The organism is uncultured Acinetobacter sp. (genome assembly GCF_947626835.1).
GTDB lineage: Bacteria > Pseudomonadota > Gammaproteobacteria > Pseudomonadales > Moraxellaceae > Acinetobacter.
Genome location: NZ_CANQTS010000002.1, coordinates 1 through 13,490 on the forward strand (window position 1 = coordinate 1; position 13,490 = coordinate 13,490).

At 38.9% G+C, this 13,490-nt stretch carries 12 protein-coding genes and 2 tRNA genes; 7 read left to right on the plus strand and 7 right to left on the minus strand.

What is annotated here, in order from left to right:
• Positions 1-131: 131 nt before the first annotated feature.
• Positions 132-431 carry a hypothetical protein gene (locus tag Q0Z55_RS01505; protein WP_297423283.1) on the minus strand — a complete coding sequence of 100 codons (300 nt, stop codon included), beginning with the start codon at positions 429-431 and terminating at the stop codon, positions 132-134.
• A gap of 181 nt (positions 432-612) precedes the next feature.
• Entirely contained in the window at positions 613-2,253 is a 1,641-nt protein-coding gene (locus Q0Z55_RS01510) for a tetratricopeptide repeat protein (RefSeq protein WP_297423286.1), read from the minus strand.
• A 467-nt stretch (positions 2,254-2,720) separates the two neighbouring features.
• Here Q0Z55_RS01510 and ahpC point away from each other — a divergent pair, with 467 nt between their 5' ends.
• Positions 2,721-3,284 carry an alkyl hydroperoxide reductase subunit C gene (ahpC, locus tag Q0Z55_RS01515; RefSeq protein ID WP_297423289.1) on the plus strand — a complete coding sequence of 188 codons (564 nt, stop codon included), beginning with the start codon at positions 2,721-2,723 and terminating at the stop codon, positions 3,282-3,284.
• Between the two features lie 52 nt (positions 3,285-3,336).
• Here ahpC and Q0Z55_RS01520 read toward each other — a convergent pair whose 3' ends face one another.
• On the minus strand, positions 3,337-4,257 hold the full coding sequence (locus Q0Z55_RS01520) for a LysR substrate-binding domain-containing protein (protein ID WP_297423292.1): 921 nt from the start codon (positions 4,255-4,257) through the stop codon (positions 3,337-3,339).
• Positions 4,258-4,312: 55 nt separating this feature from the next.
• Positions 4,313-4,939: an isochorismate family cysteine hydrolase YcaC gene (ycaC, locus tag Q0Z55_RS01525; protein ID WP_297423294.1), complete on the minus strand. Its 627-nt coding sequence runs from the start codon at positions 4,937-4,939 to the stop codon at positions 4,313-4,315.
• Between the two features lie 231 nt (positions 4,940-5,170).
• Between ycaC and Q0Z55_RS01530 the strand changes: the two genes are divergently transcribed.
• The 3 genes from Q0Z55_RS01530 (at position 5,171) to Q0Z55_RS01540 (ending at position 8,534) form a co-directional block, all read left to right on the plus strand.
• The gene (locus Q0Z55_RS01530) at positions 5,171-6,055 is read left to right on the plus strand and encodes a pirin family protein (protein WP_297423297.1); all 885 of its coding nucleotides are present in this window, start codon (positions 5,171-5,173) and stop codon (positions 6,053-6,055) included.
• A gap of 373 nt (positions 6,056-6,428) precedes the next feature.
• Positions 6,429-7,727: an FAD-dependent oxidoreductase gene (locus Q0Z55_RS01535; protein ID WP_297423300.1), complete on the plus strand. Its 1,299-nt coding sequence runs from the start codon at positions 6,429-6,431 to the stop codon at positions 7,725-7,727.
• A gap of 3 nt (positions 7,728-7,730) precedes the next feature.
• Positions 7,731-8,534 (plus strand): methyltransferase domain-containing protein, encoded by an 804-nt coding sequence (locus Q0Z55_RS01540; protein WP_297423303.1) that lies wholly within the window; start codon positions 7,731-7,733, stop codon positions 8,532-8,534.
• 49 nt (positions 8,535-8,583) lie between these two features.
• Here Q0Z55_RS01540 and Q0Z55_RS01545 read toward each other — a convergent pair.
• Together Q0Z55_RS01545 and Q0Z55_RS01550 are read right to left on the minus strand one after the other, a co-directional pair.
• A tRNA-Thr gene (locus Q0Z55_RS01545) sits at positions 8,584-8,659 on the minus strand.
• Between the two features lie 126 nt (positions 8,660-8,785).
• Complete coding sequence (locus tag Q0Z55_RS01550) at positions 8,786-9,019, minus strand: hypothetical protein (RefSeq protein WP_297423305.1); 234 nt, start codon at positions 9,017-9,019, stop codon at positions 8,786-8,788.
• 274 nt (positions 9,020-9,293) lie between these two features.
• Here Q0Z55_RS01550 and Q0Z55_RS01555 point away from each other — a divergent pair, with 274 nt between their 5' ends.
• Positions 9,294-10,229 carry a YDG/SRA domain-containing protein gene (locus Q0Z55_RS01555; protein ID WP_297423308.1) on the plus strand — a complete coding sequence of 312 codons (936 nt, stop codon included), beginning with the start codon at positions 9,294-9,296 and terminating at the stop codon, positions 10,227-10,229.
• A 46-nt stretch (positions 10,230-10,275) separates the two neighbouring features.
• On the opposite strand, the gene Q0Z55_RS01560 is transcribed toward Q0Z55_RS01555, so the two are convergent.
• Positions 10,276-10,366: transfer RNA gene (locus tag Q0Z55_RS01560), tRNA-Ser, on the minus strand.
• A 121-nt stretch (positions 10,367-10,487) separates the two neighbouring features.
• Between Q0Z55_RS01560 and Q0Z55_RS01565 the strand changes: the two genes are divergently transcribed.
• Positions 10,488-12,368, plus strand: a complete 1,881-nt coding sequence (locus Q0Z55_RS01565; protein ID WP_297423311.1) for a potassium transporter Kup — start codon at positions 10,488-10,490, stop codon at positions 12,366-12,368.
• A 101-nt stretch (positions 12,369-12,469) separates the two neighbouring features.
• On the plus strand, positions 12,470-13,456 hold the full coding sequence (locus tag Q0Z55_RS01570) for a hypothetical protein (RefSeq protein WP_297423314.1): 987 nt from the start codon (positions 12,470-12,472) through the stop codon (positions 13,454-13,456).
• Positions 13,457-13,490: the final 34 nt, after the last annotated feature.

Here is a 13,490-nt window from a genome sequence, read left to right on the forward strand (position 1 = left end):
CCACTTACCCAAGTTACGCCTTAAATTTGGCTCAATTAGGGGCGCTTTGCATTTCAAATCTTTGTGCAACAAAGCCGTGAGGCTCCAAACATTGTTCAAAGCCTCATCCTGATAGAGAATAATTTAAGAATTTACGCTTTAATTAAGGGTAGCTCCTCAGGTGGGCGTTTTGTTTCTTTAGCGCATTTGGTTCGAATGTTTTTAAATCTATTCTCCCCACTTTCTAGTCTTTTTATGTTTCTAAATTCAGTAGCTGCCCGTAGAGCTGCATCTTCAAAAGAACATGTTTGTGAGTCACGTATCTCTTGAGTCATTTCTGATAAAACAGCTTCTTCACCAAATTCTAAGCAAGCCATATTGAAATGATAGTGTTCTTTACCAGCCTTATATACAGATTCTGCTGCTAATGTTGCGCGCTGAACTTTTTTCATATTTATTTCCTCTTTTAATAGGGAGTATCTATTAAAAATTAAACCTTGTTTCAATTAGAATTATATATTTTATTAGCGTGTATATAGATTCCAGAGTTTAGGTAAATCATAGTTTTTAAAGAAAAAATTCTAAAAAAACTATATGTGTGATGGATTAAATTAAGCTTTTGTTGAGATATTTTTAATTTTTCAAAATCCCTAACACTGTGAGACTATCGGTAGAATAGTCATAGTGTGTTATAAGATTTTTATTGATTACTATTCCAAAATTAGCTAATTCATCTAAGACGGCATTCTTTACTTCTTGAGATAACTCAATCCCTTGATGGGCTGCTTTATTAAGCCAAAAATATGACTCGAGAAGTTTCTCAGAGTTATCGCTGTAAAATTCATACAGATAGTAGCCTAATTGATGCTGGCATTTACTATGATTTAGCTCTGCACCCTGATGGAAATAATTTATTGCTTTATCATAGTCTGGCTCTATAAGTTCACCATTACTATATAAAATACCCAGCATAAAAGCTGCTTCAGGCTCCTTGGGCAGTATTTTTTCTAAAATTTCTGATCCTAAAGCGATGTCTTGTTCACATTTGATACCTGCAGAAATTGCACAAGCTAGGATAATTCGATTCTCATTAGTAATTTTAGAGCGATCTAGAAAATCAAAACCTAATATGGTATTTCGTGGTTTAATAGTACTGCCTCGTAGGTAAGCATTGGCTAAATGCTCAATAGCTAAATTTGATTGAAATTTTTCAGCCAAGTGGCATAACTCAAAATAATAATTTGTATATCCATGTTCTTCAAATTCAAATTCGATTGCTAGTTCAATACAATCTAGATTATTAAATTGAAGACCTTTTGCTATTAATTCTTTTGCTTTATTAATCTCTACAGCCCCGCCTCGGCCATGTAAATACATTTTAGCTAGGCATCCTATTGAGTCATCATTTCCTAAAGCGATCGCTTTTTGGTGGTATTCTCTAGCTAATTTAGGGTTATATTCAAATATACCATCTAGATCGTGACCATTACCTAATGCATGCAATGAATGATTATCACCTAAAGAGGCTGCACGTAAATATAACTCCTTTGCTCTTGTTAAATCTTTTTGAACGTAGAGTCCCTGACGGTACATATAGGCCAATTGATTTATAGCTTCACGATGATTTTTTTCAGCACAAGTATTGAAGCGTTCATATGCTGTCTGATAATTATGATCAATTAAAGATAGTAAAGCTAATAGAAATTTAGCTTCGATATCACTATTAGTTTGATCAAGCTTCTGCAATAAAAAGGATGTATTTGTACCTCCTTTTTTATCAGAAATATACTGTTCACCAATTAATTTTTTTAGAAAAACTATTGTAAGAGGTGACCTTTGATCAACGAGCCATTGACATTTACCCATTGAACTTAGGAGGGGCATGTTGTATTTCAAAAAGTTACATAAAGCAGGACTCTTATCTTTTACGACAAATTCAATATAATTTTCCCAAATAACTTTAAATTCTGAAGGAGTGATTTTAAAATCTTTGGAAGAAGGCCATGGCCATAATAATGCAGGTATATTGAAATCTATTTCAAATTCCTTAGAGATCAATTTTGGCAATTTTACAATCACAGACGGGGTAATAATCAGAGGATTCTCAGGAGAAAATTCAGCTCTGAAAGTCTTATAATCATCAAAATTAAAAGCTTTCGCTACCAAATCTAAAATAATATATTGTTTACACTGGAGGTTATTAAAGCTACCAGAAGAAAGATAGTGTTTTAAATTACTTGCTAAACAAGTAAGGTGTTTTTCTGTATGAATCATAATAAAACTCACAAACCATCAACTACAGGTAGTTCATAAAACTGCCTATAGTTTCGTAAAAGATGATTTGGTTGTTCTAACTACAAATTTTTTTGTAATTGCCCAGTCCCCGCACTAATCTATTTTTACCTATTAATAGGCCGAAAAGCACCTGCGCTTTTTTACAATAAGTAATGGTTACTTAAAATGCAAGTATCAATTATCATATTTTGACCTATAAATTTAACAAAATTATATACAAAATTTAATAATATATTGATATTTATAAAAATATATATTTTTGGTATTTATATCCGTTTTAAGGTCTAGCTCATCCAAGCTCATCTTCGGATGGGCTTTTTTATAGGAATTTAAATCTAATAATCCGATTAATTTTATAAAAACAAACTGTTTTACCTATTTTTAATTTCGACGTATTCTAACTTCACAGATAAGCAATCCTCTTAATGCAACAAAAGGAACATCACATGAGCTTGATCAATACTGAAGTTAAACCATTTAACGCAACGGCTTACCACAACGGTCAATTCGTTGAAGTTTCTGAAGCAGATATGAAAGGCAAATGGTCTGTCGTATTTTTCTACCCAGCTGACTTTACCTTTGTTTGTCCAACTGAATTGGGTGACTTAGCAGACAACTATGCTGAATTCCAAAAATTAGGCGTAGAAATCTACGGCGTGTCTACTGACACTCACTTCACGCACAAAGCTTGGCACGATACTTCTGATGTCATTGGTAAAATCCAATACCCATTAATCGGTGATCCAACTTGGACGTTGTCTAAAAACTTCGAAGTACTCATTGAAGCTGCTGGTCTTGCTGATCGTGCTACATTCGTTATCGATCCTGAAGGCAAAATCCAAATCGTTGAAATCAACGCAGGTGGTATTGGCCGTGATGCATCTGAATTACTTCGTAAAGTAAAAGCTGCTCAATACGTATATGCGCACCCAGGCGAAGTTTGCCCTGCAAAATGGAAAGAAGGCGAAGCAACACTTGCTCCTTCAATTGATTTAGTGGGTAAAATCTAAGTCCTGATTGGCCATAAAAAGCAAAACCCAAAGCCATGCGCTTTGGGTTTTTTTATGCCTCATAGCCGGGCAATTGCTTCAGCTGACGTAATTGCTGTACTAAAAACTCAATTAAACGACGCATTGCCAAGCGTTGCCCTTTACGTGAGGCATACACCAATTGCACCATCCCAATGTTAGAGCACCATTTCGGCAAAATATGCACCAAACGTCCTGCGGCAATATCATCTTGTACGGTTAAATAAGGCAGATCAGCAATGCCTAAACCATCCAGTGCTGAATAGTATACGCCGGCTAAATCATTGCTTTTAATACGCGGTGTCAAAGAAATGCTGGCAGTGGCTTTGGTTTGTAAATGATAAAGCTGCCAAGAATATTGAGATTTTTGCGTACCCAATACAATACTTGGAAACTGAGCCAAATCATCAAAATTTTCGATGTGTTTGTCTTGCAATAAATGTGGGCTTGCCACCAAGCAATGTTGCGTTTTTATCACATCACGAATCACTAAACTTGAATCTTCTGTAGATTGAAAGTTGGTACGAATGGCTAAATCTAGGTCATCGTGGAGCACATCTACCCGACGACTGGTCAGCTCAAGTTCAAGCTGCACTTTAGGATATTGTTGTAAAAATTGATTAAGTAAGCTACGCACCTGAAACTGCATCATCATGGTGGGACAGCTGATTTTAATTAAACCTTCTGGTTCACTCACTTGTTTAAGTAAGACATGATCGGCACATTGCATTTGAGCGACCACTTTAGCGCATTCTTCGTAAAATTCTTGACCCAAAGGCGTGACTTTAAAATGACGGGTAGAGCGTTGAATTAAGGAAATATTGTATTTTTGTTCTAAAGCCAAAATGCGACGGCTGAGTTTAGATTTAGTGATTAAACTCGCTTCACTGGCTGCACTAAAGCCTCCGTGTTTGACCACCAAATAAAAATAATAATAGTCATCTAAGGTGTGCATGGCATTCTCATAAAAAAACACCCCAAGTCAAAGTGCTTGGGCTGTCATTGTAGCTTTATTTATCTTGGTTAAAATAGCTATAACTGGTCATCAGGTTACGATAATCTGGAATATGTGCTGAGAATAGCGCACCTAAACCTTCAACGTCGTTACGCCAATCGCGGTGTAATTCACCTGCTGCGCCAAACCATGTCATTAATTGTGCGCCTGCTTGGCTCATACGATTCCAGGCTGCATCACGGGTAATTTGATTAAATGTACCTGATGCATCGGTAATCACAAACACATCATAATCTTCTGCTAAAGCAGATAAAGTTGGGAAAGCTACACAAACTTCGGTGACAACACCTGCAATAATTAATTGCTTTTTGCCAGTTGCTTTTACGGCATCAACGAAATCTTGGTTGTCCCATGCGTTGATTTGACCCGGACGGGCAATAAACGGTGCATCTGGGAACATCTCGACCAATTCTGGTACTAAAGGACCATTTGGACCTTGTTCAAAACTTGTGGTTAAAATTGTCGGTAAGTTGAAATACTTAGCAAGTGCGGCCAAAGCCAACACGTTATTTTTAAATTTATCTGGGTCGATATCACGTACTAAAGACAATAGACCAGTTTGATGATCCACCAATAAAACCGCAGCATTGTCTTTATCTAAACGTACATAAGGCTTAGCCATGAGAAAACTCCTTGTTGGGTCGGAACTTGATTTGTTATTACTGTAAATAAAATTGTTATATGGCAGAAGACGAAAAAATAGGATCGTTTTTTGCAAAAATAGGATAATTCATTGCTTAAGAAAATATAAACAGTGATTGTATTAAAAATATGACACAGCTTCCCAGTTTGACCTCTCGTGCTATTACGACAATCGACTTAAGCTAAGTACAGATTATTTTGGGAGTGCGTCATGAAAAAAGTGATTGGTGTTTATCATCAGCAACAGGCTCATTGGGTCGGTGATGGGTTTTTAGTGAAGAATTTATTTTCTTATGACCGTTTAGGTCAGGCACTTAGTCCGTTTTTGTTATTAGATTACGCAGCACCACATCATTTTAATCCCACGCACGCACAGCATGGGGTAGGTGAGCATCCGCATCGTGGTTTTGAAACCGTGACTTTGGCCTATCAAGGTGAAGTGACTCATCAAGATTCAAGCGGTGGTGGTGGCACCATTCATGCCGGTGACGTGCAATGGATGACCGCAGGTTCAGGTGTGGTACATGAAGAATTTCATAGCCCTGAGTTTGCGCAACAAGGTGGTCTATTTGAGATGGTGCAGTTGTGGATTAACTTGCCTGCCAAAGACAAAATGACACCACCAAGCTATCAAGCGATTCAAAGCACACACATTCCAGTGATTGAATTGCCTGAGCAAAGCGGTCATTTACGTGTGATTTCGGGTGAGTACCAAGGTCATACAGGACCTGCAACTAGTTTTAGTCCAATTAACCTATGGGATGGTGCCTTAGCCCAAAATGCTGAGCATACCTTTACTGTGCCACCCGATCACACGACCTTATTGGTGTTGCTTGAGGGTGAGTTATTGATTAATCATCGCCAAAAAGTACAGCCAAATTCGGTGGTGCTATTTGAGCGTAATCAAGATATGCAGATTAAGGTATTGGCCGCGCAGCATAGTCGTTTTGTGTTACTCACAGGTGAGCCACTCAATGAACCCATTCAAGGTTATGGACCATTTGTGATGAACACTGAACAAGAGATTTTCCAAGCGTTTGAAGACTTTAAACAAGGTAAATTTGGACAGCTAAAAGTTGCCGAAAAAGTCAATTAATTGCTTCAAATAAAAAAAGAATAGACCTCGCGGTTAAGCGAGGTCTATTTTACGCTGTAACTGGTGATATTTTTGTGCTATATGTCTTATTTATTTTATGTGAACTTAGTCAAACTTTTGTACCATATTATGATAACCCTGTTCGATTCCTTTGTAAATTTTATTCTCTAATTTTTACCTAAATATTTCAATAATATATTTTTATAAAATTTATCTTTTGTTCAAATCTAAATCTTAAAAATAATAAAATTCATTTGAATTCTCTTTTACCAATCTGCTTACAAAAGCTTTGAATATGGCATTTTTTAATAGCTTGTTTTGCATGCCCTTGGTTCATAATTTTCTCATGTGTTTTTGACGGACGGATAATAATTTGGATATTGCAATTATTGGTAGTGGCATGGCTGGCCTAGCTACCGCAAGAATTCTTAAAGATGCAGGACATAACATAACAATTTTTGAAGCACTGCCCGGACGCGGTATGGACAGCCATAGTACCGAGTTTGAAGGTGGCTTAATTGATGCGCCATTGCGCGTTATGAACCCTAATCTTTGGAAAAACACCTTAAGTCTTGCTACTTATTTGGGCATTGGTACTTTTCCTGTACGTACCTATATGGCGTGCAGTTGGCTGTTTGAAGATCGTACTGAAACTTGGCTGACCACCACGCGAACTAAAATTGGCAACTTCCCCATCATTAACAATCGTAAAGGCATTCAACAGTACGGTTGGCGTTTGGTTAAAGGTATGTTGCAGCTCAAAACCGCGCTGTCACAATTTTTTAAATCAGACCAGCAAGACATCACCTTAGCTGAATTTATTAATCAGCATGATATTGAAGAAGTATTTTGGCATGGTGCAGTGATGCCTGTGCTGTATACCATTTGTACCTGTAATCCAAAAACCATTGGTGATTGGCCGGCTAAACCTTTATTAACTTTTTTACGTCAGTTAACCGATGGTGATGCTTTATTGCGTATGCAAGGTGGTACGCCTGCTTTGGTAAATAAGCTGATTGAAGGGGTCAATATTAAAAGTGGCTCACCGATTGCATCGGTGTCTCAGCAAGGTGAGCAGGTTGCTGTTAAAAATGCTGAGGGTGAGCTGGACTACTTTGACCGTGTGGTGGTTGCAACCCCAACCACCAAGATTGAAGAATTTTTAGATCAAACTCAATTTAAAGAGGATATTGAGTTACTCAGTAAATTTAAATTTGAACAAGGTGATTTGGTCATTCATACCGATAACACGGTGATGCCACCTAAACGTAAAGATTGGGCGGTGTTAAGTTATATGATGGATCGTAAATTTACCCGTCAGCAATTTACCGTGTGGCTAAATGCAGTAGAACCAAGTTTAGTGGGTAAAAATCCTGTGTTCCAAACTTGGCGTCCTGTTACAGAGATCGACCCGAAAAAAATTATCTCGCGCGTCACTTTGACCCGTGCGGTGGTCGATTCAGAAACGGTATCTTTAAATAAGCAAATCCAAGCACGTCATCGTGATGCCAACCGTAAAGTGTTTTATTGCGGTTCATGGTCATGCGATGGTTTGCCAATTTTAGAATCGGCGGTGACTTCTGCAATGCATATTGCGGAAATCTTTGGTGCACCATTGCCGTTTGTCGGCTTAAAGCCTAAAGTTGAGGTTGCTCCACAACTCGGCTATTAAATCATGTTCCAAGCGTTACAGAAATTACTGCCACATAAATATGCCATTAATACGGCGATGTTAGGTGATCAACAGTTACTCGCTTGGAGCAATTTAGGACTATGGCAAGCAGGCGATGATTATCGTCATGCTTGTCAGGCTTTAGCCATACATTTAGCCAACCTGATTGATTTAAATTCAAACGACATTTTGCTCGATCTTGCCTGTGGGCAGGGCGCAAGTCTACAGCTTTGGAAAAATAGCTATAACATTCAACATATCAGTGCGGTTGAGTTACAAGTCAAGCATGTGACACAACTCAAAAATCATGCCCCATTTTTAAATTCAATTCTCTGTGATTCATTTTTAAATTTAAATTCAAACAGCTTTAGCCAAAAATTTAGCGCCGTGCTGTGTATAGATGCTGCCTACCATGTCAATTTAAATTCATTTTTAAACGCAGTGACTCAAGTCATGCAAGCAGAGGGGCGTTTGGCGTTTCATACCCTAATGTTGAGTGAGGATTTTTTAAATTTAAAAGCCTGGCAACAGAAAAAATATGCAGCTTTGCTCAAAGCAGCCGATGTGAATTTAAAAGATATAATGACTCAAAATGAACTTCACAGCACCATCATGCAGCATGGTTTTCGAGAGGTTTTGATCCATGATTTAAGTGAGCGCGTATTGCTAGGGTTTGCAGATTACATCCAAGGTGCTAATTTAGCTTTACAAGGCTTAGATGGATTTAAAATTGCCATGACAGCCAAGATGTGCCGTAAATTATGGCAAGATGGTTTAGTGCGTTATGTGGCAGTGGCTGCGTTTTGAGGCTGTAAAAACAACAAAGCCTCACTATAAAGCGAGGCTAAGTATAAGATGGTGCCGGCACACGGATTCGAACTGTGGACCTACTGATTACAAGTCAGTTGCTCTACCAACTGAGCTATGCCGGCATCTTGATGTGGCATTTTACAGAAATTTGGCGCGTATGCAAGCCAAAAAACAACCAATTAAATCAAATCTTTAAAAAAACTCAGTTTCTAATACAAAGAAACTGAGTTGTGTTGATTTTTTATACTTTAAAATGACTTGTTACGTAAAATTTGATCTAAATCGTGTGCACATTCTTCTAAGGTGAGTGCCATATCAATTTGCATTTGTGGTTTTAGCTCATTGGCTAATTTTCTCCATTGTTCAATCAAGCGAGATGCTTTTTGGATTTTATGTTTATTGACATCTTTGGCAATGGTTGGGGCATATCCGCCACGTTTAGCATTTTTTATTTGTTTTGCATAGTTTGTGCTGGTATTCATTGCAGCTCCTATCACATTTGTTTTTGTATGCTGGCCTGAGCCAATTTGATTGTGGTTTAAGATTGTTGCAGTGATATGAATTAATTGGTCTTTTAAGTGTGCAAACTCGCTATGGTTTTTTAAACTATGATGCAGACTTTGTGCCAAGGCTTGAGTTTCGGTTTTAATCATTCTTAGCGACAGACTACGACGTAATAGAACTATTTAAAAGAATTGAGACTGTCCATAATTTACAAAACCGAGATAATTCATCACACAATTAAATGAAGCAATTATGACAAAAGACAACGCTCAAAAAATGCAATTTGGTCGCTTTCATGAGTTTCCTGTGGGTACCATTTTTCAGGGTAGAAAACTTTTAAAAAAACATGGTTTACATTTTCATATTCAAAATGGAATTAGTTATACCGTAGATGATGCAGCAGATGCGATTGTATTATCTGGTGGTTATATCGATGATGAAGATCGAGGCGATAACATTATATATACGGGTATGGGAGGGCGTAGTACAGATGGTCGTTGCCAAATCGAAGATCAAACCTTTACTAAAGGGAATCTGGCCCTGGTCCTAAATCATGAACAGAACATCCCTGTACGTGTATTTAGTCATGTGGAGCGAACCAGCAGTGATTATGTATACCGTGGTCTTTATGAGGTTAGTCGTTATTGGTCAACTCAAGGTCAAGACAGTTTTCAGATCTGTCGATATCAATTGACTAAGATAGATGAATTGGCTTTTGTTCATCCGCAGCATATTCATGTAGCTGTAAATGATCTAGACAATGATCAGATTGCACTTCCTACAAAAAGAAGAACAACAAGTCACTCATTTATTGTGCGTGATATTAAACAAACCAGAAAGGTCAAGGATTTGTACCAGTATTCTTGTCAAATATGTGGACTTCACATTGAAAATTTTAGAGGCAAGAAGCATGCAGATGGTGCGCATATCCGAGGCTTAGGGGTACCGCATCATGGTCCAGACCAAGCCAATAACATTCTTTGTTTATGTCCTAATCATCATAAGATGTTTGATTTTGGTTCTATTGTTATAAGAAGTGATCTAAAAGTGATTGATCTGCTGTCTGGCAAAGAAACGGACTACTGCCTAGATATCAAAGACGAGCATCAATTAGATCGAGCACAACTTAAGTATCATTATGATTTCTTTACGGCATTGAAAAGTGATTATTTAGACGAAATTGCATAAAGCATAAAAAATCCCCAAACCTTTCGATTTGGGGATTTTAAAATTCTGGCGGTGAGAGAGGGATTCGAACCCTCGATACGCTATAAACGTATACACACTTTCCAGGCGTGCTCCTTCAGCCACTCGGACACCTCACCATGCGCGGTGGATAATACCCAAAAAGCAGCACGCTGCCAAGCGAATAACAATTGATTTAGAGAAAAACTTAAGGGGTAGTGCTATGATTTGGAAAAATAGTCTGTAAAACGAAGACATAATATGCAAAGTACTGCAAAAAAAGCTGCGCTACCGGTCATTACCTTGGCTGCGCTTGGCGTGGTGTTTGGCGATATTGGTACCAGTCCACTGTATGCCTTAAGACAATGCTTTCAAACCGCACATCTTGCGATTACGCAAGCCAGTGTTTTGGGGATTTTATCGCTGATTTTTTGGTGCATGATGCTCACCATTAGCTTTAAGTACATCACTATTATTATGCGTGCTGATAACAATGGCGAAGGCGGTATTATGTCCTTATTGGCACTGATTTTACGTGCCACCAAAATCGGTGAAAAGAAACGGCTGTATATCATTGCTTTAGGATTTATTGGCGCATCGCTATTCTTTGGCGATGGCATTATTACCCCTGCGATTTCGGTGCTCTCTGCCATTGAGGGTCTAAGTATTGCCACCCCCATGTTTAACGATTGGTTAGAGCCACTCGCCATTGGTATTTTAGCTGGCTTATTCTTGGTACAACGGCATGGTACCGCCACCATGGGCAAGTTTTTTGGCCCTTTAACATTACTGTGGTTTGGCTCGATTGGTGTGGCAGGGCTGTGGAGTATTCTTCAAACACCACAAGTCTTGCAGATGATTAATCCGTATTGGGCGTATCATTTTGTCATGGATCAGCCCTATTTGGCCTTTTTAACCATGGGGGCGGTGATTTTAACCATGACGGGTGGTGAAGCCATCTACGCCGATATGGGACATTTTGGCCGTCTACCGATTCGTCTGGCATGGTTTATTGTGGTACTGCCATGTTTGCTGATCAATTATGCTGGACAAGGTGCTTTGTTATTGCGTGATGCCAGTGCTATTGCCAATCCATTTTATATGCTGGTGCCTGAATGGGCCTTGTATCCAATGATTGGTTTAGCCACAGCGGCTGCGGTGATTGCCTCGCAGGCAGTGATTACCGGCGTCTTTTCCATGACCAATCAGGCCATTCAACTGCGTTATTTACCACGTTTAACTGTGCATCACACATCCGATGTTGAACAAGGGCAGATTTACTTGCCGTTTATTAATTGGGTGTTGTTTATTTCGGTGGTGATTTTAATTTTACTGTTTGAAAACAGCGCCAATTTAGCCAGTGCCTACGGTGTAGCAGTGACCATGACCATGCTATGCGGTACGATTTTAATTAGTGTGCTTGCTTATAGTTATTGGAAATGGCCATTGTGGAAAGTGCTGCTGTTTGCCACGCCATTTTTATTACTCGATTTAATTTTTGTAGCGTCAACCTCAGTTAAAATCATCTCAGGTGGGTGGGTACCGATTTTAATTGGTGCAGTGGCCTATACCTTGCTTGTAACATGGAAAGATGGACGCGAGATTGTACTTAAGCGTTTGTCTAATGATGCACTACCAATGTCGTTGTTTATTCAAAGTATTGGCTATAGCAATGAAACCCAATTCGTGCCGGGTACAGCCATCTTTTTAACTGGGACGCCTGATTTAGTACCGCATGCGATGCTACATAACATTAAGCACAATAAAGTTTTGCATGAGATGAATGTGATGGTCACGGTAATTACCCGTGATATTCCTTATGTGGCGGATGACGAGCGTTTTAGCAGTGAACAAATGAACGAACGCTTCTATCGGATCACGTTATATTATGGTTTTAAAGATCAACCCAATATTCCAAAAGCGCTTGAGCAAGCCTTTGCCAGTGCCAATTTGGATTATGACTTGATGCAAATTAGTTTCTTTATTTCGCGTGATCGCTTGATTCATAGTGTCGGCGATGGATTAGCGCCGTGGCGTGAAAAGCTATTTATTTCCATGCAACGCAATACCAGCCCAGTGAGCGATTTTTATAAAATCCCACCCAATCGTGTGGTGGAATTGGGCAGTCAAATTGTTATCTAAAGCCAAAACTTTCCTTTAAAACATCAGTGCTGCGGCACTGATTTTTTTTGCTGTACTTGCGGCAATGGGGTTGTTAAGCTTGCACTCGCTGTGGTTTTTTGATGATTAATGTTGTGCCTGTGTCTCCTCGTTCTAAATACCTCTGGCTAAAGATTTTGCTTGCCACTGTAGCAATCTTAAGCTTTAGTATTGTCCTGATTGAAGAGAGAATTTGGACATGGTGGCAGCAAGACCAGCAGCTTTGTGATGCTGCTGTGTATGCCAAGCAAGCGCCTATTTTTTACCAACAAAACATGTATCTTGATAGTTATCGTGCTTGTGGTAATCAAACTATGCTGCTGTATTCGGGTATTAGTAAAACCCCACTGTGGGTGGCGCAATATTTAAGTGCCAAGCGCCAAAATTCTAATCCCAAGCTGAATCTTCCAAACATCGCAAATTATCACCAAGCACATGTTAAAGATCATTACAGCGAAAATTATGCTTATGCAAACCTGTTATTTGCTCATTCAAGTCATCACGCATTTCAAACATGGTTGCAAGTGCCATTTCAGTCTTTAAAGCAAGCACAAAAATGGCAGAAAATTGACCAGAGTTTAGCAAGTTTAAGTCAGCATTATTATCAAGATATTTATGTGATTACAGGCACGGATTACAGCACGCTGCCTATAGAAAAAACACCTGAAAAGGTATGGTTACCACGTGGCTTGTATAAAGCGCTGTATATACCAGAAACTGGGGTGATGGGTGCGTATTATTTAGATCATCAAAAGGCCGATCCTCAGATTGAATACATGAGTATTTGTGCTTTAGAACAAAAACTCAGCATGCAATTATTTCCACAGTTAGGCGCTGAAAAAAAGCGTGATGTGTACCAACTCCCGATGCAAGCTGATCTAGATTTTGACTGGCAATATGCCTATTGGGACAGTACCAGCCAATGCGAAGCCGAGAGTTTAAAAGCGCAAGTTGCACAGCAAAAGCAAGCCTCTGAATTTGTTGCAACGCCATGGTTGGAGCGTATAAAGGCTAAGCTTTTGACATGGTTTTTTGCAGTGTTACAGTGGCTGGTGGCGCAGTTGGCTTAGGATAGCTTTTCAGACATGCTCAGCCTATACTGCT

What these genes read in the sequence shown, in the direction of transcription:
- Q0Z55_RS01530 (WP_297423297.1), top strand. Translation starts at nt 5,171, where the DNA reads ATGAAAAAAGTGATTGGTGTTTATCATCAGCAACAGGCTCATTGGGTC.
- Q0Z55_RS01570 (WP_297423314.1), top strand. Translation starts at nt 12,470, where the DNA reads ATGATTAATGTTGTGCCTGTGTCTCCTCGTTCTAAATACCTCTGGCTA.
- Q0Z55_RS01510 (WP_297423286.1), bottom strand. Translation starts at nt 2,253, where the DNA reads ATGATTCATACAGAAAAACACCTTACTTGTTTAGCAAGTAATTTAAAA.
- Q0Z55_RS01520 (WP_297423292.1), bottom strand. Translation starts at nt 4,257, where the DNA reads ATGCACACCTTAGATGACTATTATTATTTTTATTTGGTGGTCAAACAC.
- ahpC (WP_297423289.1), top strand. Translation starts at nt 2,721, where the DNA reads ATGAGCTTGATCAATACTGAAGTTAAACCATTTAACGCAACGGCTTAC.
- Q0Z55_RS01505 (WP_297423283.1), bottom strand. Translation starts at nt 431, where the DNA reads ATGAAAAAAGTTCAGCGCGCAACATTAGCAGCAGAATCTGTATATAAG.
- Q0Z55_RS01550 (WP_297423305.1), bottom strand. Translation starts at nt 9,019, where the DNA reads ATGAATACCAGCACAAACTATGCAAAACAAATAAAAAATGCTAAACGT.
- Q0Z55_RS01565 (WP_297423311.1), top strand. Translation starts at nt 10,488, where the DNA reads ATGCAAAGTACTGCAAAAAAAGCTGCGCTACCGGTCATTACCTTGGCT.
- Q0Z55_RS01555 (WP_297423308.1), top strand. Translation starts at nt 9,294, where the DNA reads ATGACAAAAGACAACGCTCAAAAAATGCAATTTGGTCGCTTTCATGAG.
- ycaC (WP_297423294.1), bottom strand. Translation starts at nt 4,939, where the DNA reads ATGGCTAAGCCTTATGTACGTTTAGATAAAGACAATGCTGCGGTTTTA.
- Q0Z55_RS01540 (WP_297423303.1), top strand. Translation starts at nt 7,731, where the DNA reads ATGTTCCAAGCGTTACAGAAATTACTGCCACATAAATATGCCATTAAT.